This is a genomic window from Cohnella caldifontis (genome assembly GCF_029360585.1).
GTDB lineage: Bacteria > Bacillota > Bacilli > Paenibacillales > Paenibacillaceae > Cohnella > Cohnella caldifontis.
Map to the genome: position 1 here is coordinate 174,267 of NZ_JAQZSJ010000008.1, position 24,625 is coordinate 198,891.

Consider the following 24,625-nt stretch of genomic DNA (forward strand, 5'->3'; position numbering starts at 1 on the left):
GGAGAAAGGAATCATCCCCCATGTCCAAACGCAACTATGTGATCTTTACTTTGCTGGTGAACGGAGTCGTCCCTTGGCTGCTGTACGTCTGGTTGCAAGACTACATGAGCTCTCTCGCGGCGCTGACGATCGCGACGCTCGTCCCGCTGGCCGACAATCTCGTTCATTTGGCCAAGCATCGCAGACTGGACGCTTTCGGAGGTCTGATGCTGTTCACGTTCGTGCTGACGCTGCTCTTGGTGCTCTTAGGCGGCAATGAGAAAATGCTGCTGATCCGGGAATCCCTCGTGACGGCGGCGGTCGGCATCCTGTTTCTCGGCTCCTTGCCGTTCGGCAAGCCGCTGATGTTCCATCTGGCGGTCCGGTTCATCTCCAAAGGCGATTTCGCAGCCAACTGGAACTATCCTTACTTCCGGTTCGTCATGCGGCTGATGTCGTTCGTCTGGGGGATCATGCTGACGGCCGAAGCGGCGGTGCGGGTCACGATGGTGTATTCGCTGTCCACCGCGCATTATTTGGCGCTGTCCAACTTCGTGCTGTACGGCTTCATCGGCGCGGCGATCCTATGGACGCTCGCTTACCGCCGCCGCTCCTCCGCCAAACTCGCGCAGTTGAAACTGCAGGCGCAAGCTGCGGCTTAATGAGAGGAGACCGTCTATGGAGATCATTCCTCTGGGCAAAGAACACCGCAAAAGCCTGATCGCGCTGTACCGGGCGGTAACGGCCGTCCTGAAGCGCCAGGGCAACGATCAGTGGGACCGCTGGATTTACCCGAACCGGTTTACGATCGGCGGCGACATCCGGAAAGGAACGGTCTACGGCATCGTGGACCAAGGGCGGGTCGTCGGGGCGATCGCGATGGACAAGGACATTCGGGAAGCGACAGCCTCGTATCCTTGGACGGGCCGGAAAGACGAAGCTTGGTCCATCCATCGGCTGGCCGTTCACCCCGAACGGCAAGGGCAGGGCCTTGGCGGCCGGCTGCTCAGGTTCGGCGAAGATCGGATCCGCGCGTCCGGCGGCACGAGCATCCGGCTGGAGGTGTACGCGGCCAACCCGGGCGCCATCGGGATGTACGAACGGGCCGGCTATGGCCGGGTCGGGGAAACCCGCTACCCGATGCGGAAGCACCCCTACTTCTGTTACGAAAAATTGTTGCACGAAGAAACAAGCCCTTCCGATACCTGATGGGATATCGGAAGGGCTTGTTTTTTGCCGCTCCGGAGGAACGGACAGAATTAATTGCCGTTAATCAGTCCCGATTTGATGAGCAGTTGCCGGAAGAGCACCGAGGTTTCGGCTCTCGTGATCGGTTGGCCGGGGGACAATCGCGAGTCCGCGCCGCCGTTGACCAAACCGCCGCGCACCGCGGCGGCCATCGCTTCTTTCGCCCAGGAGGCTACCATAGCACCATCCGAGAAACGTTCCAGCGTATCGTCCGGCGCCGCGCCTTCGGCGGCCTCTTTCAGTCCGGCCAGCTTCATGGCGCGGACCGCCGCCGTTACCGCTTCTTCCCGGGTAATGGTCCGATCCGGGCCGAACGTGCCGTCCGGGTATCCGCGGAACAGGCCGTATTCGTATGCCTGGGCCAAAACGCCGGCGTACCAGGATCCCGCCGGCATGTCCGCGAACGGCGGCGCCGCGTCCCCGCGGTCGCCGAGTCCCAGCGCGCGAATCGCGATGGCCGCGAATTCCGCCCGGGTAATCGGCCGGTCCGGCTCAAAACGGGTCCCGTCCATACCGCTGACGATCATGCGGGAAGCCAGGTCGTGAACGGCCGTTTTCGCCCAATGCTTCTCCATGTCCGCGAAAGACGTGGGATGCCAAATCAGGGTATACGTGCTGTTGGTCAGGCTGTTGACGACGGCGTACCATTGGTCGCCGCGCTTGGCGATGTAAGTCGGCACGTGGCGGAGCGAACCGTCTTCCCCGACGACGATCGCAGTCGTGATCTTGCTCGGATCCGTGCCCGCGGGCAACGGAATTTCCCTCGCGACATAAGACTGGAAGCGGTCGGCCTCGACCGTTCGGCCGCCGTAAGAGGCCGTCACCGAGAAATCGACGGGAGGCGCGACGACCGAGAAATTCGATTTCCCGGCAAGGGCTTGCACTTGTTGCGTTTTCGCGTCGGGGCTTACGCCGATCGAGATCCGGACTTCGATATCCGACAGCTTCGCGTTCGGATCCAGACGGAGGGCCAACTGTTCGATGACCATCTCCGCCGCGGGAATCCGGTAATTTCCCGCGGACGTTCGGATTTCCAGGACCGCCTGCTTGTTCTCCAGCTTTTTCACGGCTTCGCCGGTCAGCGCCACGGAAAATTCGTCGGCTTCCATCGCGATGGGAACGACGATGACGGGCTTCTCGCCCGAACGGTCCAATTGGTCGGACAGGCGGGACGTATCCACGGCGGCGGTAAAGATCACCCGTCCATTCTCCGTGCGGGACGTTCCCTTGGCGATTTGGCTGTACGTTTGGCCGTTGACCACGACGGGCAGGCCGTTATCCGGTTCCTCATTAGGCGAATCCGGTTCCGGTTCGTCGTCCGTGGAGGAATCGTCTTCCTGCCGGACGATGGTAACGGAATACGTCTTATGCGTACGTTCGTCCGGAGCGGTGACTTCGATCCGAATCCGATTGCTGCCCGTATGCAGGGCGATCGGATCGGTCGGATGCCCGCTGACTGCGTCCAAGCCGTTAATCCGCAGTTCGGCTCCGGAATCGTAAACCGAGGCGGTTACCGTCACGCTGCCGACTCCGTAGGAAACGGAGGCGAGATAGGAGGTGACTTCCGGACGGAACGCGGGGCTTAGCGCGACGCCGGATACCGCCAGCGCGCTCAAATCCGCGTTCCTGCTCTCCAAGGTCCCCGGCACGGCGGAGACTTCTTCGGAGAAATCGCTGCTCCGGTCTCCGCGGACGGACTTGACGGCGAAGTAGTAAGTCGTCCCGTTGGTTAGTCCCGTCATTTCATACGTCGCCCCGGTAACGGTCGCGGCGGAGGAACTGCCGTAGGCGCGGGTTTCCGTGCCCATGTATATTTCGTAGCGGTCCGCTTCCGGGACGGGATCCCAGGTCAGAGAGACAGACTCGTCGCCGGCAAACGCGGCGACGTTCGTCGGCGCAAGAGGGGCGCCGCCGGGATCCGCAACCGGCCCTGCCGCGGCGCTGGGCGTCGGCGTGCCCAGCGCCGTGCCGGCGGTCGCGGCCGGCGTCACCTCGAAGATCAAATATTTGCCTTTCAGATCGGCCGACAGGATTAGCTCGGCTTCCGTCGCTCCCGGAATTTCCTTTTTGTTCTTCCCGGCCGCGTTGTCGGCCGCGTACCACCGGTAAATCGAAGTACCTTCCGGATCGCGCTCCACGTCGTGGTAAACGTATCGGCCCGTTACCGTTTCGCCGACGAGCAAATTCCCTTCGATGTTCATTTGGCCGACCGTCGGCGCTTCGTTCAAGACCGGCACGTATTTCATGACGGAAAGCTTTCGTTGGTTGGCTAGATCCACGTAGGCGGCATAAGGCACGCCGCCGCTCACGACGATCGACGGTTCGTAGGCTTCATCCGCCGTAAAGCCCGCTTGGCCGACTTCGACCCAACGGATTCCCGCGTATTTCATCAAGGTGAGACGGTTGTGATGGGACCAATCCTCGTAAGCGGCATACAACTCCCCGTTGTCCGCGTAGAACGTCAAACCGTAGGCTTGATCCGGCGAAAAACCGGGGCTGCCGACGGGGTTCCATCGATCCGCGTTGACGTCGTATTGCATGACTGAGGCTTGATACGAATCGTTCGCATACCCGACGTACAGCGCGTCAAGATCGCTTTTCAAGATCGGACCGAACGCCAGGCCGGACGTGAATCCCCGTCCGCCGACGCTCTCCCAAGCGTGAGACAAGGCGTCGTATTTCATCACCGTCGCGCCGAAATCGGCGTCGAACACGTAATCTTCGAAAGCGATATACAACGTTCCCTCGGCAACGGCCAACGACGGATCCCGGACATCGCCGACCGAGAAGCCCGGCGTCCCGACCGTTTGCCAATCGCCGCTGCCGTTATATTGCATGACCGTGGCCTTGTCGTCCCGAGCCCCGTCCCGATAGGCCAGGTAAAGCGTCCCCTGATCCTCGAGAATGAATGGCGCGCTGTCCGCGCCATCCAGCACCTCGCTGACCGTGCCGGATGGAAGAGGGCTGCCCACCTGCTCCCAATCGGCGTCGCCGGTCTCCTCGTATTTCATTACGTTCACGAATTTCCGGTCGCCTATCGTTTCCTCGAACGCCGCATACAACCTGCCGCCAACTGCCGCAAGCGACGGGGAATGGACCGGGCCTTCCGAAAATCCCGCGGTCCCTACGCCGACCCATCGGTTGAGGGCCGAATCCAGTTTCATGACCGTGATTTTGTTTCCGTGCGCTTTGTCCCGGAAGGCCGTGTACAACCCTCCGCTTCCGTCGGATTGCAGCACGGGTTCTTCCGCGGTTCCCGGGGAAAATCCGGCTTGTCCGACCTGCACCCACCGGGCGGTGGCGTCCGCTTCGGTCATGAAATTCCAAGTTGTGTCTTTCGCGATCCCCCCATAGACATCATCCGACGCATGCTGGAAAGCACCCGACTCGATGCGTACGGAATAGCCCGACAGAGGCGACAGGTTTGCCGGCGGGTCGATCGTGACGACGTTCCCTTCCACTTTGACGCCGGCCGAGTTCGCGGGGATCGCGGCGACGGCGGTTCCGGCCGCGTTGCGGATGAAAATGTTTTTGCCGGGCATCGCCGTGACGGTCTCGTTAAACGTGAGAACCAGATTCGCGCCGACGGGGACATTCTCCGAATTGTCGGCCGGCGAATAGGACGTAACGGCGACATGTGGCTCCACCTCGTTCACGGCCGTGATGGAGGCGCCGTCCATGCGGTTGCCGGCCTTGTCGGTAATCGGCGCCGCGTCGGAGTAGATGACGCTGACCGTTTGTCCGTTCATGATCGATTGATCCAAGGCGAGCGTCAGCGTTTTGCCGCTCAGGTCGGCCGACAAGATGGCCGCCGGTTGGCCGTCGACCGACACTTCGAACTGGGAAAGCGCGGACGAGTCAGCCTTGATTTTTTCCGGAAACGCGACCGTGACTTGATCCGGCGTGTCGTCGCGAACGATCGCGCCGCTCATGATCGGCTTGACGTTGTCGTACCGAATAAAAGTCGGGGCTCCGTCGCGGACATCCAGATGCCAGGGATCGTGGAAGTCCCAGCCCGTGAACTTACTTTCGTCGATCATCTCGTTTTTCGTTTTGGGCGTGCCCGAATAGGGACCCGTGTCGGATTGTTTCGTCCTGTCTTTATCGTAGTAACTGGAAGAGATGGTGAAAGGTTGGTTCCTGTCTCCGATCAGTCCTCCGGTCGTTCCCCATAAGGGGTCACCCGAGACCTTTCCGGAAGCGTAACTGCGGTTGACGGCGGTGGGGGAGGACATGAATTCGCTCCCGCCGATCAAGCCCCCGACGCCCATCACTCCACTGACCGTTCCCGTCGCATAGCTGTCGCTTATGGTACTGTTGTTGACCAAGCCTGTAAGGCCGCCTACGGAAGAACTTCCGCTCACCGCTCCGCTGGCGTAACTGGCTTGCACCGTGCTGCCGGCAAGCTTGCCGACTAACCCGCCGGTGCCGAAGCCATTGTCGGGATCGGCTGTCGCCGCGCCTTTCGCGAAGCTGTTGCGAATCGTCACGGAGTCGGCGACTCCGACCAGTCCGCCGACGTTGAAGAGCCCGCTGACCTCGCCGTCGGCGAAGCTTTCGGAGACGCTGCCCCCGGTCATGCTGCCGGCAATGCCCCCTGCGGAATTCGAGAAATTCACGCCCTGCACGTTGGCGTGGCTGCTGCTGCCGAGAATGGCCGTCGATTGAGCCGATCCGACGATTCCGCCCGCATTTGTGCTTTTCACGGTGCCTTCGGACGTGCTGTTTTCGATCGTACCGCCGCTCATGCTTCCGGCGATTCCGCCGGCATAATACGTGCCTTCGACAGTCGTGTTACTGCCGCTGTTCTGAATAGAGGCTCCCGACTGAACCTGGCCGAAAAGCCCGCCGGCGTCGCTGCCGCTCGATACGGTTCCGCCGGATACGTGCACGTTCTCCGCCGTTCCGCCGAAAACGCCCGCCAGAGCCCCGGCATACGAGAATCCGCTGCCCGTCACTTTGGGTTTTTGCAACTTCAGATTCTCGATGACGCCGCCTGTCCCGACGGTCTCGAATAACCCAAGATAGAAGCCGGACGAGGAGACTGTGAGATTGGAAATCGTATGATTCTGCCCGTCCAGGTGGCCGGTAAAAGATTCGAACCAAACTCCGATCAAGGGGGTCCAGTTCCCCTCGGCGGTCAAATCGATATCCGCCTCCAAACGGTAATAAGCATCCATATCGTTCCGGATTTGTTTCAGTTGCTCTGCCGTGGTCACGATGTACGGATTCGATTCCGTACCGTCCGGAGCCGCGGCTCGCAAAACGGCCGGGGCCAGCAGGAGCGACGGCTGCAGCATGAGGAGGAACCCGAGGAACAAACGGAAGGCCGGACGATTCCATCGATTTCCTTTCCGCCTTGAGGCGATTGCGCGCATGGGGTCGATCTCTCCTTCGTTAGACAAATTTCCCCATTATTGTACAGGGAAGCAGCTTAACAAAAGCTTAACAACCTCCCGCCGGCGTTCCCGTTTAAGGGAGAAAATAGAGCAGGGCCGTCACAAAACCGAAGGGAACGTCGTCTTCTTCGCAAACGCCGGATATGCGCGCTGGAATGCGTGCAACAGGCAGCAATGGAGGCGATTTTTTCATGTCGGAAACCATGAAACAAGATCAAGTTTGGGATATCGCGGTCATCGGAGGCGGAGCGGCCGGATTGGCGGCGGCGGCGCTGGCGGCAAGGTCGGGGAAATCGGTCGTGGTGCTGGAAAAAGCGCCGTCGCTCGGCGGGCGTTCGGCGTCCCGGCGGGGAAACGGCGCCGTGTGGAACTTGGGCGCCCACGCCTTGTATCGCGGCGGGGCTGCGGAACGCGTGCTGGCGCGGCTGAACGTGTCGGCGCCGGGAGGGAGCCCGGGGCCCCTGGTGCATTGGGTTCCGGGCAAGGGCGAGACGGTCTCCACGCCGGGACTGCTGCTCGGCCGAACGTTGAACGGGGTGGAGAAGCGGAGGTTTCTGCGATTTTACCTGGGACTGCGGAAGCTGGATCCGCATTCGGCCACGGGCGTCAATTGGAACGATTGGATGGCCTCGAACGGGTTGTCGGGCCGTGCGGCCGACGTGGCGTCGGCGCTTGCCCGGTTGTCCACCTACGTCGGCGACAATGACCGGTTGGACGCCGGCGTCGTGCTCCGCCAACTGCGGAGGTCGGTCGTCTATCCGCACGGAGGCTGGCAGACGATCGTGGACGGATTGGCCGCCCGGGCGGCCGAAGCGGGCGCGGTATGCCGGACGTCCGCGAACGTGACCGGAGCGGAACGGGCGGGAGAAACCGGCGGAGGCTGGGCGATCCTGCTGTCGGACGGGGAGCGGATCCGAGCAGGCAACGTCATCGCCGCCGTGGAGCCGGCACTTGTCGCGCGTTGGTTCGGGACGTGGCTGCCAACCTCCTATGAAGCCGCCTTGCGGCGTCAGACACCCGTTTACGCCTCGACGCTCGATCTGCATCTTCGCCGGCTCCCCCAGCGTAACCGCCTGTTCGCGCTGGGCTTGGATAGGCCGCTGTATTTCTCGGTCCATTCGCATTGGTCCCGGCTATGCGACGATCCGGAGCATGCCGTCGTCCATGTCATGCGGTATGATGGGGAGAGAAAAGACGATCCGGAAGCATCCAGGGGCGAGCTGGAACGGTTCCTCGACCGGCTGCAGCCGGGCTGGCGCGAGTTGACGGAACGGGCGCGGTATTTGCCGCACGTGACCGTGATGCACGGTTTGCCGGACGCGGGCATGAGAGGCGTCGAAGGGAGACCGGCCGTGGATACCGGAATCGGCGGGGTCTACGTCGCCGGCGATTGGGCCGGACCTGAAGGCATTCTGTTCGAAGCCTCCTTGGCCAGCGCGGAAGAGGCGGCGAGGTTGGCTGTTCAAAATCGGACTGCGGAGAGGTCATGAAGGATGCCGGTAAGTCGGGGGAGCGGGAATACGGAAAAGCATCAGCCGGGGACGGCGGAGTGGTATCTGGAGCATCGGCGGTATTTGCTGTCGGTGGCCTACCGGATGCTGGGAACGTTCGCGGACGCGGAAGACGTCGTACAGGACGTTTTCCTGCATCTGCAGCTTGTGGATTCGGAACGGATTCGGGATGCGCGGCCGTTTTTGACCAAAATGGTCGTCAGGCGATCTCTGGACGTCCTGAAGTCGGCGAGGAGAAAAAGGGAAACGTACGTCGGACCTTGGCTGCCCGAGCCGGACGTCAGGTTGCGGGGGGAGGAGACGGCAGGCGGGATCTTGCTGGAGGAAAGCGTGGCTTATGCGCTTCTCGTCGTGCTGGAAAGGCTCACGCCGGGAGAACGGGCCGTTTTTCTCCTGCACGAGGCGTTCGGTTACGGCTACGCGGAGACGGCGGAAGCGCTGGGCAAATCCGAGGCCGCTTGCCGCCAATTGATGAGCCGGGTACGGCGCAAGCTGAACCGGGAATTGCCGGAGCCGGTATCCAAGCCGGAGGAAAACGAACTTACGCTCCGCTTCCTCCAAGCCTGCGCCAGCGGGCGGATGGAGAGTTTGCTTGAGCTGCTCCGGGAGGACATCGCGATGTTCACGGACGGAGGAGGGGTCGTCACCGCGGCGCCTCGGCCGATCTACGGACCGGAGAAGACGAGCGCGTTCCTGCTCGGACTCGCGGCCAAGTTCATCCGGGATGGCGCGGAGGTCGTGCCAGCCGACATCAACGGTCATACCGGGGTGCTTTTCCGGGAACAGGGCGTTTGGACGACCGTTCTCGCCTTCGAATGGCGGGAAGGCCGGCTGCGGCGCATCTACGGCGTCCGCAACCCCGCGAAGCTGGAGCGTCTGCCCTCCGTTACGGCGCCGAAGCCGGATAACGCTCCGCCCGGACCGCCGCGATCTTGAATTCGGGCATGCGGCTGATCGGATGGAGGGCGTCGGAGGTCAGGACGTTCACCGATTGGCTGCCGCCCCAGTGAAAGGGCACGAAGATCGTCGTCGGGTGGATCTCCGACGTGATTTTGCAATCGAATACCGCGCTGCCGCGCCGGGACTCCAGGCGGATCCGGTCGCCCGCCCGAAGCTTCAGCTTCTCGGCGAGCGAAGGATGGATCTCCGCCGTCGGAACCGGCGTTTTCTTCATCAGCGCTTCCGTCCGCCGGGTTTGGGCGCCGCTCAGATAGTGGGTGCCGACCCGGCCGGTCGTCAGCAGGTACGGGTACGCCCGGTCGGTCGTCTCCGCCGGCTTGCCGGGCTTGATGCCGTGCATTCTGGCTTTGCCGTCCGCATGATGGAAAGTCGATTGGAACATCCTCGGGGTTCCTCCGTGCTCGGGAGAAGGGCAGGGCCAGAACACCCCTTTTTCCCTCCGCAGCCTTTCGTACGTCAAGCCGGAATAATCCGCTTTGCCGCCTTTCGTTGCCCGGCACATTTCGTCGAAAATTTCTTCGTTCGTCCGGTACCGAAAATAAGCCCCCGCCCCCAACCGATCGGCCAGAGCGGACAGGATTTCGTAATCCTCCAATCCGCCCGGCGGTTTCTCCATCACGCGCGGCCGGTGGAACACGCGGCCTTCCAGGTTCGTGAGCGTGCCTTCCGTCTCCAAGAAGGAGGAGCCGGGCAGCAGCCAGTCCGCGCAAGCCGCCGTTTCCGTCTCGAACAGGTCGACGACGACGCACAGTTCCAGCTTTTGCAAGGCCGAAAGCACCCGGGTCGCGTTCGGGCTGGACACGACCGGGTTGGAGCCGAGCACGAGGAGCGCTTTGATCTCCCCGGTCTCCATTTTCTGAAACAATTCGTACGCCGATACCCCTTTGCCGGGCAGCGAATCCGGATCGACTCCCCATACGCCGGCTACGTATTCCCGCGCCGCCGGGTCCTCGATCGAACGGTAACCGGGCAGCTGATCCGCTTTTTGCCCATGCTCGCGTCCGCCTTGGCCGTTCGCTTGCCCCGTCACCGCCCCGTATCCGCAGCCGGGACGGCCGACTTTGCCGGTCAACAGGCACAGGTTGATGTAGTTCAGCGCGTGCTCGACCCCGTTCGTCTGCTGCTCCAGCCCCCGGGCCGTCAGCACGATGCCGGTCTCGGCTTGGGCGAAGCCGCGGGCCACGACGCGGATCACTTCTTCGGGAATGCCGGTGTAACGCTCCACCACGTCCGGCGGAAAGTCCCGAACGGCGGCCCTGACTTCCTCCAGGCCGTGCGTGCGGGTTTCGACGAACCGTGCGTCGTACAGCTTCTCTTCCAGAATAACGTGCAGCAGCGAGTTGACGAGCACGGAGTCGAATCCCGGCTGCAGCCGGATGTGGATGTCCGCGGTTTTGGACGTCATCGTGTTGCGCGGGTCGATCGTGACGATCACGGCCCCCGCTTTCTTGGCCGCCAGCAAGTACGGCATCATCGTCGGCTGGCATTCGGCGATATTCGTTCCGGCCAGGATGATGTAACGCGCCAGCGGGATATCGTCCAGCGGGAAATTCAGCCCCCGGTCGATCCCGAACGCGAGCTGCTGGGCCGCTGCGGCCGAGGACATGCAGTAGCGGCCGTTGTAATCGATATAACGCGTGCCGAGCGCGACCCGGGCGAATTTGCCGAGCAAGTAGCTCATCTCGTTCGTGAGGGAACCTCCGCCGAACACGGCGACGGAATCGGGACCGTGCCGTTCGCGCAAGCCTTTCAGCTTGGCGGCGATGGCATCCAGCGCTTCGTCCCAGAAGGAGGGGGTCCAGCCGGATTGCAACGCTCCGTCCGCGTCGCGGTTTCGGAAGAGCGGCAGGCGGAGCCGCTCGGGATGGAAGGCGTGCGCCGTGGAGTTGTAGCCTTTCTGGCAGAGACGGCCGGTCGCGACGGGGAAGTCCGAGCTCGGTTTGACGGTCCAGCCGGCCCCGTCCGCGTCCGGAGTCAATTCGAGGCCGCACTGCATGCTGCAATAGCAGCAATGGGAGCGCATGGGAAAACGGGTGCCCGCCTGGTCGGCGGCTGCGGAAGCCGGTGCGGGAGCCGGTGCGGATTGGACGGTTGCCATCGGATCGGATGCCTCCTCTAGAGTCTTGTTGCGGCGGACGGCCGGTCTTCGCGCAGCCGTTTCGCGGCGATTACGCGGTGAGTTCTTCCGCCTGCTGCGCCCTTCCGCCTTGGCCGAGGAAGGACGCCTTCCAGTTTTTCTGCACGGCCAGGATCGCCAGGATGCAGATCAGGGCGATGGCGGCCAGGATCAGGAAGCCCGGAGTGTAGCTGCCGGCGGATTCCTTGATATTTCCCAGGATTTTGGGCAGGAAATAGCCGCCCAGGCCGCCGGCCGCGCCGACGATGCCGGTAATGATGCCGATCTCTTTCTGGAAACGCTGCGGTACGAGCTGAAAAACGGCGCCGTTGCCCATGCCGAGCATCATCATCATGGCGAACAGCAACACGGTGACGAGCGCAAGCGGCGGGAGCGTCGAGACGCAGGCCATCAAGACGGCGACGCCGGAGTACAGCAGGATGAGCATGCGGATGCCGCCCAGCCGGTCGGCCAGCCAACCGCCGATCGGGCGGAAGAAGCTGCCGGCGATAACGCAGATCGTCGTGAAATCCGCCGCACGGACCGCGGTGAGGCCGTATTGCGTGTTGAAGAAAATGGTCAAGTAGGTCGACATGCCGACGAACCCCCCGAAGGTGACGCTGTAAAACAGGCAGAACAGCCAGGTGTCGCGTTTGCCGAGCAGTCGGCCGTAATCGGTCAAGGTAGCGGGAGCGGGCTGGGTCGGGCTGTCCTTGGCGAAAATCGTGAACAGGACGAAAACGATCGAGATCGGGATCAGAGCGAAGCCGAAGACGACGTGCCAATCTCCGTAATAGGTGGCGATGCGGTTCGCGAACAGCGTCGCGAATACCGTGCCGCTGTTGCCGGCGCCGGCGATGCCCATCGCCAGGCCTTGATATTGCGGGGGATACCAGCGGCTGGCCAGCGGCAGCGCGGCCGCGAAGCTGGCTCCAGCGATGCCGAGCAGCAGCGCGACGAGGTAGAGGTTGTTCAGGCTATGGGAGAACTGCCAGGCCCAGATCAAGGTGGCGATCGTGAGCAACATGCCGATTTGGCCGGTGCGTTTCGGACCGATTTTGTCCGTTAAGTAACCTAACACGAGTCGCAGAATCGATCCTCCGAGCGTAGGCAGCGCGACCAAGTTGGCTTTCTGCGATGCGGTCATGTCGAAGTCGTTCATGATGATGACGGCGAGCGGACCGAGCATGACCCAAACCATGAAGCTGACGTCGAAGTACAGGAACGCGCTGATCAAAGAAGGCTTGTGCCCGGCTTGCCAAAATCCTTTTCCATGCATGGCGATTCTCCTCTCCCTTTGTGGCGGTGCGGGGTTTGAAAACGGTTTTCTGCAATCGAAAAAGCCGGAGCGGTCGAACGGGTCGACGGCTTCCGGCTTCGTTGCCAAGGGGGCACTCCATTGTGCTCCAAACGTATGCGGTTGTGCGAGCGAGTGTCCTTGTGCTTGTAAAGCGATTATATCGGGAAGTCATGGATGCGTCAATATACATTACACAAAAATGTGCAACCAGAATTTTTGTTGTTATTTGTGTAATGTATTCTTACAAAATTTTCAGAAAAGCGTCAGTTGAACGGGGCCGTCATCCGCTGGAGAGAGGGCCGAGGCGTTCGGAACGTCGGCTGCGGGTTTCGGCGAGCGGATCGCGGCGAGTTCTTGGGAGCGCAGGCCTCGGGCTTGGATTTGCCGGCGGATCCATTCGAGCTTGGGTTTTCGGTACGCTTCGGGAACGTAAGCCGCCCGCCAATACAACCGTCCATATGCTTTGACGTGCTCGGGGTACGCCTCTTGGAGCGTTTGGAAAAACCAGCTTTTGACCTCCGGGGTGGAGAGGCGGAGATAGGAGGGGCTGACGAATGCGGCGTCCGCCTGCTGGCATGCGTCCAGCAAGCCCTCGACGGCTTCTTCTCCATCCGAGATATAGGGAAGGATCGGCGCCATGAAGACGCCGGCTTTGATTCCGGCCTCGTTCAATCTCCTCACCGCGTCCAGGCGGAGTCGGGGAGCCGGGGTGGAGGGTTCGAAATTTCGCCAGACGTCGGGGTCCAGCATATGCAAGCTGATGTTGACCGACGAACCGGGGATCCGCTGCAGCAAGTCCAGGTCGCGGAGCACGAGCGGGGACCGCGTCGTAATGCTGGCCGGAACGCCGAATTCCGCCAGCGTCTCCAGGCAGCCGCGGGTGAGCCGGGCTTTGCCTTCGAGCTGTTGGTACGGATCTGTCGCGGTGCCGATCGCCACGTAAGCCGGCAGTCGCCCCCGCATTCGCCGCAATTGCGCGCGCAGCACGTCCGGGGCGTCCTGCTTCCAGAAGATATGCTTCTGGAACGCGTCATCCGCCGATTCGCCCATGTAAGCGTGCGTGCTCCGGGCGTAGCAAAAACTGCAGCCATGCTGGCAGCCCCGGTAAGGGTTGATCGACCAGTCGAACGGCATGGAGGGGGCTTTGACGGGATTCAGCACCGTTTTGGGGCGGATCGGTTCATAGGTCGTCGGATTCATCGGATTCCTCCGGGTTGGGATGTGATATAACGGGAACGTTTGTTCCCTTTATTATATGCTTGATCCGGAGAAGCCGCAATGGAAACGGGTGGAGGCAGGGGGTTATGGAAGCGGGATTGTGCGGAATAGTGGATGAGATCTGTTATTTCGGCGGAGGAACGGGATACGAAAATCAGCCCCCGCATCACCGCAGGGGCTGATTCTAAGCCGGCAGGGACAACGTCAGCACGCAACCGGCGGGAGTCGTGTCGAGGCGCAGCTCGCCGCCGAGTCTGGACACCCGGTCCATTACGGCGCTGAGGCTGAGGCCGGGTTCGCTGGAGGGCAGCTTGGCGTCGCTCGACAAGCGCAAGCGAACGGTGCCGGACCCGGCGCTCAGCTGGAACCGGAAACGGCGCGCCGAGCCGAGTTTGATTCCGTTGGTCAATCCCTCCTGCAGCGTCCGGAACAGGATTCGCTTCTGCGCGGCCGACAGCGAATCGGGGAGCGCTTCGATCCGGCTCTCCACGATGCAGCCCGTCGTTTGCTCGGTTTCGCGGATCAGCGCGCCCAGGGCGCCGTGAAGGTCGAAATGGCCGGAGTCTTCGCGCAGCAGCCGCACGGAATGCCGGATATCCTCCAAACCTTGCCGGGCCAGTTCCTGGGATGCCGCGAGCTTCTCCTCGGCTTGCGGACGATCCAGCGGCAGCAGCCGGCGGGCCGCCTCCAACTGGATAATCGCCGCCGACAGCGTATGGCCGACCGCGTCGTGGATGGCGCCGGTGACGCGGTGCCGTTCTTCCAGCATCAAGGCTTCCGCCATCGCTTCCGCGGATTCCCGCTGGGACGCGGCGAGATGCTCGTTGGCGGCCTCCAGCTGCCGGTTGCTGGCGATGATTTCCGCCGTTCTCTTTTCCACCAGCCGCTCCAAGGAACGGTTGACTTCGTTCAATTGCCGGTGCATGGCGGTGTAGCGGTGGATGATGATCCGGATTAAACAGACGGCGAACGCGAACAATCCCAAATAGATCAAATCCTCGGGAAGCCGATCGAGGAAGGCGCGCAGCGCGGGCCAGCCTTCATAGACGCCGGGCGGGAGCCAGTAACGGATGACGTGCACGAAGCCGATGGCCACCAGGGAGGTGAATCCGGCCATGACCCATATGGATTCCAGATCGTTGCGGGTCCGGTAGGCTTTCCAGATGACCCAGTAGGACTGGACGAAAACCGCGAGGAAGACGGGCGTGTATAAATATGAAATCCAGAACGTATAGAATTGCTGGCTGGCCACCGCTCCGATCGTGGCCATGACGCAGAAGACGAAGACGAATCTCCGCATCCAGCGTACGGATCGCCCGCCGATGCCGATGAATACCTGCTCCAGCGCGCCGATGACCGCCAGGGTCCCCCAAGGCATGGCGGTTTCCTGCAGGGAGCTTGCCCAGGGATTGTCCCACAGGAATCCGATCACCTGATTTCCCGCGAGCGATCCGTATCCGCCGGAAACGGCCAGCAGAGAGAAATACAAGTAGATCCGATCCCGTTGGGACGCGAACAGCCCAAGGGAGACCAGCCCGCCGAAAATCAGCAGCAGGCCGAGGATGACGTTGTCCAGGTCCTTGAACAGAATCCGGCTGACGAAGGAGGATTTCTCCCCGAGCTCGAGCTCCGGCGCAGCGGGATTGTACAACCCGTTCCGCATCAGGATATCGACTTGAGCGGGAACGGGCGACGGCAGAGGGGCCATGTACCAGTAAAATCCGTTGTTGACGCGGATCCCTTTGCGGGCGGGATCGTTCTCGAAGAGTACCTTGCCGTCGTCCAGCATGACGCGGTTGCCGCCGGCATGCAGCATGAAAAGGACGGGGTCCTTCCAATCGGTTCCGGGAAGGGGGACGCGCAGCCAAAAGAAGGGGTATTCGGTGCCCACCGGCGCCGAATACGCGCTCCAGCCTTCCGCCGGCGGCGCCGGTTCGTCCCAGGACGCGGCCGGGGCCCACTGCCACCCGGCGGTGTCCAGAACCTCGGCTTCGCTCTCGCGTTCGCCCGAGCCGATAGCCCATCCGGCCGCCAGCAATAGCAGCAGGATAACGGTGAATATGCGGATGAAAGGACCATGCCGATTCAGAAAACTCATCGAAAATTTCTCTCTCCCTAAGGCAAGACTCGGATTCTCGGTTCATCGTACGGCAGCGACAGCAGGAGCACGCAGCCGGGGTGGCCCGGCTCGACGGACATGACGCCGCCCAACTGGGCAACCCGTTCGGACATGGCTTTCAGCCCGAAGCCGAACGAGGAAGGCGCATAGGTTACCCCGTCGGACTCCAGCCGGAACAGAAGAATCGGGCTGCTGACGGTCAGGGAGAACGAGAACCTGGTGCTGCCGCCATGACGCAGCGCGTTCGTGATTCCTTCCTGCAGCGCTTGATACAGTACGCGTTTCTGCAAGGTGGAGAGAGTCTCCGGCAACGGATCGATCCGGACAACGAACTTGGCTTCGGTGGTCCGCTCGGTCTCGCCGATCAAGCCGATCATGGCATCCGCCAAATCGTAACGGGGCGTATCGTGCCGCAGCAGGCGGACGGACTGGCGGATTTCCTCCAGCCCCCGCCGGATCAACTCCTGGGAAGCGGTCAGCTTGTCCATCGCGAGCCGGGGGTCCCGGTCCAGCAACCGTTTGGCGGCTTCCAACTGGACGATCGTCGCGGTCAGCGCATGCCCGACCGTATCGTGAATGTTGCCCGTGATCCGGTTCCGCTCTTCCAGCACCATCGACGACGCGATCGTCTCCGCCGTCTCCCGCGTCGATTCCTCCAGCCGGGATCTGGATTCCTGCAGTTGACGCGTCCTTTCCTCAAGTTCGGAGGTGCGCAAACGCACGCTGTTTTCGAGAAATTCCCCGATGTGCCGCAGCCGCTTCTCCATGACGCCGAACCGGTACAGGATGACCCGGATCAGGCAGATCAAGAACAGGAACAGGCCGACCGAGAGCAGGTCGAAAGGAAACCGGCCGAGCGCCGGAAAGATCTGCCGCATGCTTTCGAACCAGGAGGGAAGATAGGTCCGGATCACGTGAAGCAAGGCGAAAAACACGACGATGACGAAGCCGGAGAGCATCCAGACGGAATCCGGCTCCCGGCTTTTGCGGTAGGCGCTTCTGAGCGTCTGGAACATGACGCCGGCCGTCACGAGAAACAGCAAGAACAGCGGATATCCGAACAGCCACCCGAAACGGGAGGGGTCCAGCAGGAGCGAGACGAGGAGCAATACCCCGGACGCCGCGAGCAGCGTGCGTCGGATCAACGTCAGCATTCTCGCGTTCGGGGACGGGAACACCCCGTCCAGCATGCCGACGAATGCGTAGACGCCGAACGGGAAAGCCGCGAAATCCAAATAACCGAGCCAAGGCTGGTCCCATACGACCTGAAGCAGGTAATTCCGCACCAAGGAAGCGTAGAAGCCGCTGAACGACAGAAGGGCGAAATACAGCTGGAGCCGGCTTCGCCGCTTGAGGTACAGTCCCAACGCGGTGCAGGCGGTCAGCAGGAATAAGGCGGCCAGCACGAAGCTGTACAGGTCTTTGCGAAGCAGCTCGATATAGAAGTCGCTCTTGCTTACCGTGCGGATCCATGGAGCGGCCCGCGGAGACCCGCGGTTGTCCGCGAGCAGATACACTTCCCGCGGAACGGGATCCGGAAGCGGCGCCAGGTTCCAATGGGTAAACAGGTTCAATCGCTGTCCCGTGGCCGCGGGATCGTACGAGTAGAGCAGACGGTGTTGATCCCGCACCTGGACGGACACCATGTTCATGATCCATAGTTGGGCGTCCCGCGGAGGGTCGGTCGGCAGCGGAATCCGCAGCCAAAAGTAGCGGGACCGATTATGCAGATCTTCGGAGGAAGAATAGGGAGTCCATCCGGAGGAAGGGGGAGCGGATTCTTCGAAAGACGCGGCGGGAGCCCATTGCCAGCCGGAACGGTCCGGCTCTTGGACCGGGAAGCCTCGGTTAAGCGAAGAAAGCCCCCAGCCGATCAGCGCGACGAGCGCGGTCAGGAGGGCGATCGTCCGTATCAACGGCCAATGGGCGAGCCAGCCTCTGCGATCCACTGCGGTTCCTCCCCGGAGTTCGACAAACTTCGTCTTTCCATTGTACCGGGGATGTCGGCGGGTTCACAGTGACTGCCGTCATATGACTGTCATGTCTTTGAGCCAGATGACCGCCTGGGTGCGGTCGTTCGTTCCGATTTTGTCGTAGATGGCGCTGATGTAGTTTTTGACCGTGCCTTCGCTCATGAACAGCACCTGCGCGATCTCCCGGTTGGTCCGGCCCTCTACCATGAGGGAGATGATGCTCATCTCCCGCTCGGTGAACTTCAGCTCGGACGCCCTGCCGTCGCCGGCGAACCTGGGCCTGGAGGCGGGCTCGGCATGGGAGGAGAGTCGGGCCGCCAGCTTGACCGCGATGGAAGAAGGAAGCATGATCTCCCCCCGGGCCGCGTCGCGGATCGCTTGGAGGAGCTTGTCCGTCGGGATGTCCTTGAGCAGAAAGCCGACGGCGCCGTTCATCAGCGCTTCCAGGATGTATTCGTCCTCGTCGAAGGTCGTCAGAACCAGAACCTTCGCGTCCGGCAGCTTCTCCCGGATCTGCTTGACCGCTTCGATTCCGTTCATGACCGGCATCCGGATGTCCATCAGCACGAGATCGGGACGGTGCTCCCAGGCGAGGCGGCAGGCTTCTTCGCCGTTCTCGGCCGCCGCCACGACTTCGATGTCGTCCTCCAGCTGGAGAATCGTCTGCAGACCGTCCCTCATTAACGTTTGGTCGTCGGCAATCAATACCCGAAGCATGAGCGTCCCCCCTTTTCTATCCATTATAAGGCATTGGTCCCATCGAGGCATGAAGCTTTCGACGGATTCTGTGAATATTCGTGACTTCCTGCCTGACGCGTGTCACTGGTCATATGACGCGGGACTCCCTTACGATAGGACTAGTTACGAGGCCGCAACGCCGGTCTCCGCAGATTCGGAAAGGAAGTGCCGGGAACATGATTATCATGAGAACGAGCGAGTGCAGACCGGGAATGAAGCTGGGCCGCTCCATTTATACGGAACAAGGACACGTGCTGGCGGGCCGGGGGTTCACTTTGACGGATCACGCCATCCAAAAGCTTCACCAGATGGGGCTGCCGTTCCTGCATATCGAAGAGCAGGGAACGGAGGATATCGCGCCGGATCAAGCGATCCGCGACGAGACGCTGATCGTTTTGCACGGAGCGCTGACGCACGTCATGGACGAGCTGGCGGACGGACCGAAGGAAACGTTGTCGCCGACGGTCGTTCGGTTCTGCTACGATTCCGCCAAAATGATGATCGACGACCTGCGCATGCGGCGCAACCATCTTTGCCTGCCCGTTCATCTCAGCACCATGGTGACGGACGGGGACAAGCAGCATTTTCTGGAGCACGCCTTGAACGTAGGCGTATGCGCGACGAAGCTGGGACTCGAGGAAGGACTCGCCGGGGAAGAGCTTCAAGCGTTCGCCATGGGGGCCATGCTGCATGACGTCGGGCGCCTGCTGGTTCCCGGAGGCCTGGGCGATCCGGACGAGAACGGGCCAGGGGAAGCCGGAAACCATGCCGAAATGGGATTCCGCCTGCTGAGGGACAGCGGATTTCCGACGCTGACGTCCCAATGCGCGCTGCTCCACCACGAACGGGTAGACGGCAGCGGATACCCGTTCGGGCTCAAGGGCAACCGGATCCATTCCCTGATCCAGTGGGTCAGCATTTTCGATTTGTTCGATACGCTTGTCAACGGGCGCAACGGCCGGGCTTCGATGCTGCCGCATGAAGCCTTGGAATACCTGTACGGCTATGCCGGAACCTTGTTCGACATGGAAAAGATATGCCGGCTGCGGGACAGCCTGGCGCTCTTCCCGAGGGGCACCACCGTCCAGCTCAGCTCCGGGGAGATCGGCGTCGTGTCCGGTTTCCATGAGGACAGCAAGCAGCGCCCGATCGTGCGGGTCATCCGCAACGAGCATGGAGCGGTTCTGGACCGTCCGTACGAGGTCGACCTCAAGCGCCAGCTTCACTTGATGATCAGCGGCTTCGGCGGATCGAGGCCGGCGGACGGCGGGATGCTGCCCCCGAGCCAAGGCGAAGCCCGGGAAAGCCGCAGCAATCAAGTGTTCCACGTGGTCTGATCATCCAGAAAAAACCAGCCGTTTTGTTCTTGACTTTTTATCGCGAAATCATTATTCTATAAAAGTGTCTTGCTGATGTAGCTCAGCTGGTAGAGCAACGCATTCGTAATGCGTGGGTCGGGGGTTCGAGTCCCTTCATCAGCACCACTTTATACAATACTGAACAACGCGATCCTCGGGTCGCGTTTTTTTGTTGTTTCCATAAGGCGAAAAAAATGGTAATCTGCATTCGACAAAATTCGAGAGGATGTCCCCCATGCGCTTAGCTTCCCCGCGCCTTACTTCCATGCCTCGCAAAGTTTCCGTTTTCGTGCTTGTCCTGCTCGCGATACTAGCTCTGTTGCCGGCAGCCGCGAATGCGGCCGCGGCTTCCAAATTCATCGACATCGCCAAATGGAATCACCCGACGAAAGCCGTTCTGTCGGCGAATAAAGTCAAACTCAAGCAGCTGAAGCAAGTGAACGGAAGTTATCTCATGTACTACGTCACGCTGCCGAACCCTTCGCCTCTGCAAGAGAAAAGCAAATTCGAAGCCTTCATCGGCAAGATGGCCAAAGCGAACGCCTACAATCCGTTCGAAATGTGGGACGGGGCGAAAAGCGTGAAGGTCACGACCGACAAGGCCGGCAAGAAGGTCAAAGCTATCGCTTACGCCAATATGGGCACGTACTTCAAGGCGGTCTACGCCACGCCTGCGACCGCATCGGCGGCCGGCCTGCATCCCGTGCCGGTCCGCGAGATCGACCCCGCCGTCGCCGGACGGGTGCTGGAATTGCTCGCGCACCCGGAGGACTATGGCGATGCGGATTGGCAAAACGGCCTTTTTCCGGGGGGTTACGGGGAAATTATCGTATCCGATCGATTCGACGGGCCGGCGGTCGGCGGTTTGAAGCTAGGAGACTCCATGGATCGGGTTTACGAAGAGCTTGGAGACCCCAGCTTCTACTTTTCCGATACCGACGAAATGTTCTACAGGACGCCGGATCTGTACATCGGGATTCAGGGCAGCGACGCGATCGAGGCCTTCATCCTGGCGCTGCCTCCCGTTCAGCCGTCCGATCCGGACGCGCTGAAGAAGCTGATCGAAGGCGTGAACCGGACGCCGGATCTGAACGACTACTTGTTCGACGATCCGTTCGGACACGCGCTGTTCGGAGATCCCGGCTTCATCCACGGCGGAGGCAGCTACGGGATGAATCCGGCAGGGCTCTACGTCGAACAGTTCGATGACCTTACGATTACCGTTTACAACAATTACGCCGGTCATCTGTATGCCTCGACGGCCCAGTCGAAATACAAGGTTGAATTTCTCGACGAGGACTACGTCATTTCCGGCATGTATTGGAGTTTGCTGGGCCATGAAGATCTGAACGACCGCTTCGCGAAAGAGGGGCTCGAGTCGCCTAAAGGAACGTACAGCGCTTTGTATGACTGGATCAACAGCGATTCCCAATATTTCACGATTCGCACGCTGGACAACAGCCGGCAGGATCTCTACGTTGGCGGAGGGTACGGCGACTTTTTCTGGTTGTCGGACGACACGCTGCTGGCGGCTTCGGCATTCGGCGGCACGGTCGATTTGATCCGCGTAACCGGCGACAGAGACGATGTGCACGACATTTTGCCGGAGATCGAAGGGTTGGAATTGGGAGAAGAAGGGGCGTTCGACATCGGATTGCGCCAGATCGGTACCGGCAAGCTTCAATTGACGCTAGACGATGAAACCTATACCGTGCAATACGCGCAGGATCCGGAAGGCAACTGGCATTTCAAACGGTCAGGGACGGAGTGAAGCCTATGACGGAAGGTTTGGAATCGGCCGCCCAACCGGCGGCTCCGCAAGCGCAAGGCCGGAAGCCGGGCAAACGCGCGATCATGGCGATAACGGCCGGCGTGCTGATCATCCTGCTGGCAGCCGCGGCGTTCTTCTGGCTTCGGCCGCAAGGGCCTTCCCGGTTATATTACCCCAACGGAGCCGTTCAATATGAAGGCCAGTTGAAGGAAGGTTCGCAGGACGGCAAAGGCAAGTCGTACGACCCGGCCGGCAAACGGGAATATGACGGTCTCTGGAAGTCGGGGAAATACGAGGGCGAGGGCATCCTTTACGACTCATCCGGCAACGTTCGGTTCCAGGGCGTGTTCAAGGAAGGAAAGCCCTGGACCGGCAAAGGAAAAGTCGAGGCGGGCACAACGGTCTACGAGGGCGGGCTTCAAAACGGCCAATACGCCGGAACGGGCAAGCTGAGCGTCGGCGGACAGCTGGTCTACGAGGGTCAATTCGCGAATTCCGTTCGGGAAGGGAGCGGCAAGTCGTTCGACAAGGAAGGTCGCCTCGCATATGACGGCCTGTGGCATCAGGATCAATATGAAGGGAAAGGCACTACGTACAAACCGGACGGCGGTGTCGACGCCGAGGGAACGTGGAAAGCAGGCAAGCTGTGGGAAGGACGCCAAGGGTACGTCCTGTACGAGAACGGTATGATCTCCAACCTCAAAGCGGTAAAGGTCGGGTCCAAATGGGGATTCGCCGCGCTGGATGGGACGATCGTCATCAACCCCCAGTTTCAGTGGGTCGGCTCGTTTCAGGAAAATTTGGCCCCCGTCGGCACCGGAACGGATGACCCCCAATGGGGGTTCATCGACCGGGAGGGCAAGTACGTCATCAATCCCCAGTTCAGCTATGCCGGGGAATTCGAGAACGGACTCGCGCTCGCGGCGATCGGCGATTCCGACGGTACTTATAAATACGGCTTCGTGGACAAGAACGGCAAATTCGTCATCAACCCGCAATTCGACTGGGCCGGCGGTTTTAAAGACGGAATTTCCTTCGTGCAGGTCGGAATCGGGGATGAAGCCAGATACGGCTTCATCGATCCTGCCGGAAAATACGTCATCAACCCGAAATTCGGCTATCTTTCGGAATTTTCCGAAGAACTGGCGCTGGCTTACGAACCGGGAGAAAACGGCGAAACGGGGCACTGGGGATATATCGACAAGCAAGGCCAATGGGCCATCGAACCGCAATTCGCGGCGGCTAACGATTTCTCCGAGGGACTGGCGTCGGTCGGACTCGAAAGCGACGACGGATTTCCCGTATACGGCGTGATCGACAAGCAAGGACGATATATCGTGAACCCGCAGTATCGCGCCATCGGAATGTATAAGGAAGGCTTGGCATCATACGCGATCGCCGACGGCGACCAATACCGGTACGGATTTCTGGATCCGAACGGGCAGGAAGTCATCAAAGCCCAGTTTGCGTCCGCCTATTTATTCTCCGAGGGATTGGCTTCGGCCGCCATCCAGCGCGGCGACCGTTGGCTGATCGGATATATCGATAAGCAGGGGAAATGGGCGATCGAGCCCCAATTCGAGTACGGAGCGGATTTTTCGGGCGGCTATGCGGTCGTAGCGGTCGGGGGTAAATACGGCCTGATCGACAAAACCGGCAAGTACGCGTTGAATCCGAAATACGGGAGCGTGTCCAACGTAAACGACGGCTTGGTCGCCATTGGCGAAGGCAAGTCGTACGAGTCCCAGAAATACGGCTATGCCGCGCTGGATGGGACGCTCGTCGTTCCTCCGCAATTCGACGGGCTGTCCGAATTCCAATACGAGGAATACGGGGATTAACGACAAGGGCCGGATCCGTGAACAACGGGTCCGGCCTTTTTCCTTATGGCTGCTTAAACCGACATAACGCGGTCCGGGCGGAGCATGTAGCGGTGGAACAACCATTCCGCGATGCCCACGATCGCCGAGATCAGCACGATTTCCCAGAAATTCAGAGTCAAGTTAAGAATGGAGCCGACGATCCACAAGTACACGGCCGACATTAACGCGTCCGCGACCGTCGCCGTGGCGTTGTTGGAGAGCCGAAGGATGAGCTGGTCTCCGGCAAACCAGGATACGACCGCGAACAGCAGCGAGACGATGACGGCGTTCGTTAACGAGATGTTGGAATACCAGTACAGCAGTAAGGACAGAACCGCGCCGGTCATCACCAATTTGGCGAGAAATTTCAGGATCATGTCCCAGGTCTCCTTTGAAGTCGGATTCTCGCTGCAGCTTGTCGAACTTATGATAGCCACGGACGTGCCGCGTTATTCGGCGCCGTATGTGGTTCCGGTTATGGTATGTCCTTTCCGAGTTTTGCCGACGGGGAGATCGCATAGTTGACCCTGACGGGGGAACCTTAAGCGAGGATCAAAAAATCGTTCAAAAGGTGGGTACAACAGTGAAAAAGCGGATCAGCAGCGGTTTATTGGTCGCAAGCGTATCTCTGATGTTGTCGGTGCCGGCCTTTGCACAGGGAACGACGGGAATGGGGACGACGGGCGCGAACGGGACGACCGGCGCGGGAACTTATAATGCGACTGGCGTCGGAACGACCGCCACGAATACGGGGACGTACGGAACCGGCACTTTCGGCACGAACACCTACAGCACGTATGCCGGCACCGGCACCACGACGGGGACCGGCACGACCGGGGTCGGCACCGGAACGTTCGGGGCTCGCGCGTTCAACAATAACAATAACGGGCTGATGGGCGGTACCCGTTACGGCACGAACAACTACACGGGTTACAACACGAACAACACGAACGGCAACTACCGCACCGCGGCGGCGAACAACAACGACTATGACTGGGGCTGGTTGGGTCTGCTCGGCCTGATCGGACTCGCCGGCATGGCCCGCAACCGCAACCCGCAGAATAACCGTTAAT

At 60.9% G+C, this 24,625-nt stretch carries 16 protein-coding genes and 1 tRNA gene; 9 read left to right on the forward strand and 8 right to left on the reverse strand.

Features of this window, described 5'->3' with window-relative positions; genetic code table 11:
* Positions 1–20: 20 nt before the first annotated feature.
* Positions 21–641, forward strand: coding sequence for a VC0807 family protein (locus PTZ19_RS13725; RefSeq protein ID WP_276355363.1), 621 nt, complete (start codon positions 21–23; stop codon positions 639–641).
* Positions 642–657: 16 nt separating this feature from the next.
* Positions 658–1,188, forward strand: coding sequence for a GNAT family N-acetyltransferase (locus PTZ19_RS13730; protein WP_276355366.1), 531 nt, complete (start codon positions 658–660; stop codon positions 1,186–1,188).
* Between the two features lie 50 nt (positions 1,189–1,238).
* Here PTZ19_RS13730 and PTZ19_RS13735 read toward each other — a convergent pair whose 3' ends face one another.
* Positions 1,239–6,605 carry an S-layer homology domain-containing protein gene (locus PTZ19_RS13735; protein WP_276355368.1) on the reverse strand — a complete coding sequence of 1,789 codons (5,367 nt, stop codon included), beginning with the start codon at positions 6,603–6,605 and terminating at the stop codon, positions 1,239–1,241.
* A 212-nt stretch (positions 6,606–6,817) separates the two neighbouring features.
* Here PTZ19_RS13735 and PTZ19_RS13740 point away from each other — a divergent pair, with 212 nt between their 5' ends.
* Both PTZ19_RS13740 and PTZ19_RS13745 read left to right on the forward strand, forming a co-directional pair.
* Complete coding sequence (locus tag PTZ19_RS13740) at positions 6,818–8,116, forward strand: phytoene desaturase family protein (protein WP_276355370.1); 1,299 nt, start codon at positions 6,818–6,820, stop codon at positions 8,114–8,116.
* A gap of 3 nt (positions 8,117–8,119) precedes the next feature.
* Entirely contained in the window at positions 8,120–9,073 is a 954-nt protein-coding gene (locus PTZ19_RS13745) for an RNA polymerase sigma-70 factor (RefSeq protein WP_276355372.1), read from the forward strand.
* On the opposite strand, the gene PTZ19_RS13750 is transcribed toward PTZ19_RS13745, so the two are convergent.
* From PTZ19_RS13750 to PTZ19_RS13775, 6 genes are all read right to left on the reverse strand, one after another.
* Complete coding sequence (locus PTZ19_RS13750; RefSeq protein ID WP_276355373.1) at positions 9,024–11,195, reverse strand: molybdopterin oxidoreductase family protein; 2,172 nt, start codon at positions 11,193–11,195, stop codon at positions 9,024–9,026. The genes PTZ19_RS13745 and PTZ19_RS13750 overlap by 50 nt on opposite strands.
* A 70-nt stretch (positions 11,196–11,265) precedes the next feature.
* A complete protein-coding gene (locus tag PTZ19_RS13755; RefSeq protein ID WP_276355376.1) occupies positions 11,266–12,492 on the reverse strand; it encodes a nitrate/nitrite transporter in 1,227 nt (408 codons plus the stop codon).
* Positions 12,493–12,765: 273 nt separating this feature from the next.
* Positions 12,766–13,713, reverse strand: a complete 948-nt coding sequence (locus PTZ19_RS13760) for an SPL family radical SAM protein (protein ID WP_276355379.1) — start codon at positions 13,711–13,713, stop codon at positions 12,766–12,768.
* A gap of 202 nt (positions 13,714–13,915) precedes the next feature.
* Positions 13,916–15,829: a sensor histidine kinase gene (locus PTZ19_RS13765; protein WP_276355382.1), complete on the reverse strand. Its 1,914-nt coding sequence runs from the start codon at positions 15,827–15,829 to the stop codon at positions 13,916–13,918.
* A gap of 17 nt (positions 15,830–15,846) precedes the next feature.
* Positions 15,847–17,799 carry a sensor histidine kinase gene (locus PTZ19_RS13770; RefSeq protein ID WP_276355384.1) on the reverse strand — a complete coding sequence of 651 codons (1,953 nt, stop codon included), beginning with the start codon at positions 17,797–17,799 and terminating at the stop codon, positions 15,847–15,849.
* Positions 17,800–17,877: 78 nt separating this feature from the next.
* Positions 17,878–18,540: a response regulator transcription factor gene (locus PTZ19_RS13775; protein ID WP_276355388.1), complete on the reverse strand. Its 663-nt coding sequence runs from the start codon at positions 18,538–18,540 to the stop codon at positions 17,878–17,880.
* Positions 18,541–18,737: 197 nt separating this feature from the next.
* Between PTZ19_RS13775 and PTZ19_RS13780 the strand changes: the two genes are divergently transcribed.
* The 4 genes from PTZ19_RS13780 to PTZ19_RS13795 all read left to right on the forward strand — a co-directional run bounded on the left by PTZ19_RS13780 (position 18,738) and on the right by PTZ19_RS13795 (position 23,531).
* Positions 18,738–19,898, forward strand: a complete 1,161-nt coding sequence (locus tag PTZ19_RS13780; RefSeq protein WP_276355390.1) for an HD-GYP domain-containing protein — start codon at positions 18,738–18,740, stop codon at positions 19,896–19,898.
* A gap of 71 nt (positions 19,899–19,969) precedes the next feature.
* Positions 19,970–20,045, forward strand: a tRNA-Thr gene (locus PTZ19_RS13785).
* Positions 20,046–20,154: 109 nt separating this feature from the next.
* Positions 20,155–21,690, forward strand: coding sequence for a hypothetical protein (locus tag PTZ19_RS13790; RefSeq protein ID WP_276355391.1), 1,536 nt, complete (start codon positions 20,155–20,157; stop codon positions 21,688–21,690).
* A gap of 5 nt (positions 21,691–21,695) precedes the next feature.
* On the forward strand, positions 21,696–23,531 hold the full coding sequence (locus tag PTZ19_RS13795; RefSeq protein ID WP_276355393.1) for a WG repeat-containing protein: 1,836 nt from the start codon (positions 21,696–21,698) through the stop codon (positions 23,529–23,531).
* Between the two features lie 53 nt (positions 23,532–23,584).
* Here the strand turns inward: PTZ19_RS13795 and PTZ19_RS13800 are convergent, their stop codons facing one another.
* Positions 23,585–23,929 (reverse strand): DUF2512 family protein, encoded by a 345-nt coding sequence (locus PTZ19_RS13800; protein ID WP_276355395.1) that lies wholly within the window; start codon positions 23,927–23,929, stop codon positions 23,585–23,587.
* 206 nt (positions 23,930–24,135) lie between these two features.
* On the opposite strand from PTZ19_RS13800, the gene PTZ19_RS13805 reads away from it, so the two are divergent.
* On the forward strand, positions 24,136–24,624 hold the full coding sequence (locus PTZ19_RS13805; RefSeq protein ID WP_276355397.1) for a WGxxGxxG family protein: 489 nt from the start codon (positions 24,136–24,138) through the stop codon (positions 24,622–24,624).
* The last annotated feature ends 1 nt before the right edge of the window (position 24,625 follow it).

Coding starts and splice junctions, on each gene's coding strand:
- PTZ19_RS13725 (WP_276355363.1), top strand. CDS start 21: ATGTCCAAACGCAACTATGTGATCTTTACTTTGCTGGTGAACGGAGTC.
- PTZ19_RS13730 (WP_276355366.1), top strand. CDS start 658: ATGGAGATCATTCCTCTGGGCAAAGAACACCGCAAAAGCCTGATCGCG.
- PTZ19_RS13735 (WP_276355368.1), bottom strand. CDS start 6,605: ATGCGCGCAATCGCCTCAAGGCGGAAAGGAAATCGATGGAATCGTCCG.
- PTZ19_RS13740 (WP_276355370.1), top strand. CDS start 6,818: ATGTCGGAAACCATGAAACAAGATCAAGTTTGGGATATCGCGGTCATC.
- PTZ19_RS13745 (WP_276355372.1), top strand. CDS start 8,120: ATGCCGGTAAGTCGGGGGAGCGGGAATACGGAAAAGCATCAGCCGGGG.
- PTZ19_RS13750 (WP_276355373.1), bottom strand. CDS start 11,195: ATGGCAACCGTCCAATCCGCACCGGCTCCCGCACCGGCTTCCGCAGCC.
- PTZ19_RS13755 (WP_276355376.1), bottom strand. CDS start 12,492: ATGCATGGAAAAGGATTTTGGCAAGCCGGGCACAAGCCTTCTTTGATC.
- PTZ19_RS13760 (WP_276355379.1), bottom strand. CDS start 13,713: ATGAATCCGACGACCTATGAACCGATCCGCCCCAAAACGGTGCTGAAT.
- PTZ19_RS13765 (WP_276355382.1), bottom strand. CDS start 15,829: ATGAGTTTTCTGAATCGGCATGGTCCTTTCATCCGCATATTCACCGTT.
- PTZ19_RS13775 (WP_276355388.1), bottom strand. CDS start 18,540: ATGCTTCGGGTATTGATTGCCGACGACCAAACGTTAATGAGGGACGGT.
- PTZ19_RS13780 (WP_276355390.1), top strand. CDS start 18,738: ATGATTATCATGAGAACGAGCGAGTGCAGACCGGGAATGAAGCTGGGC.
- PTZ19_RS13790 (WP_276355391.1), top strand. CDS start 20,155: ATGCGCTTAGCTTCCCCGCGCCTTACTTCCATGCCTCGCAAAGTTTCC.
- PTZ19_RS13795 (WP_276355393.1), top strand. CDS start 21,696: ATGACGGAAGGTTTGGAATCGGCCGCCCAACCGGCGGCTCCGCAAGCG.
- PTZ19_RS13800 (WP_276355395.1), bottom strand. CDS start 23,929: ATGATCCTGAAATTTCTCGCCAAATTGGTGATGACCGGCGCGGTTCTG.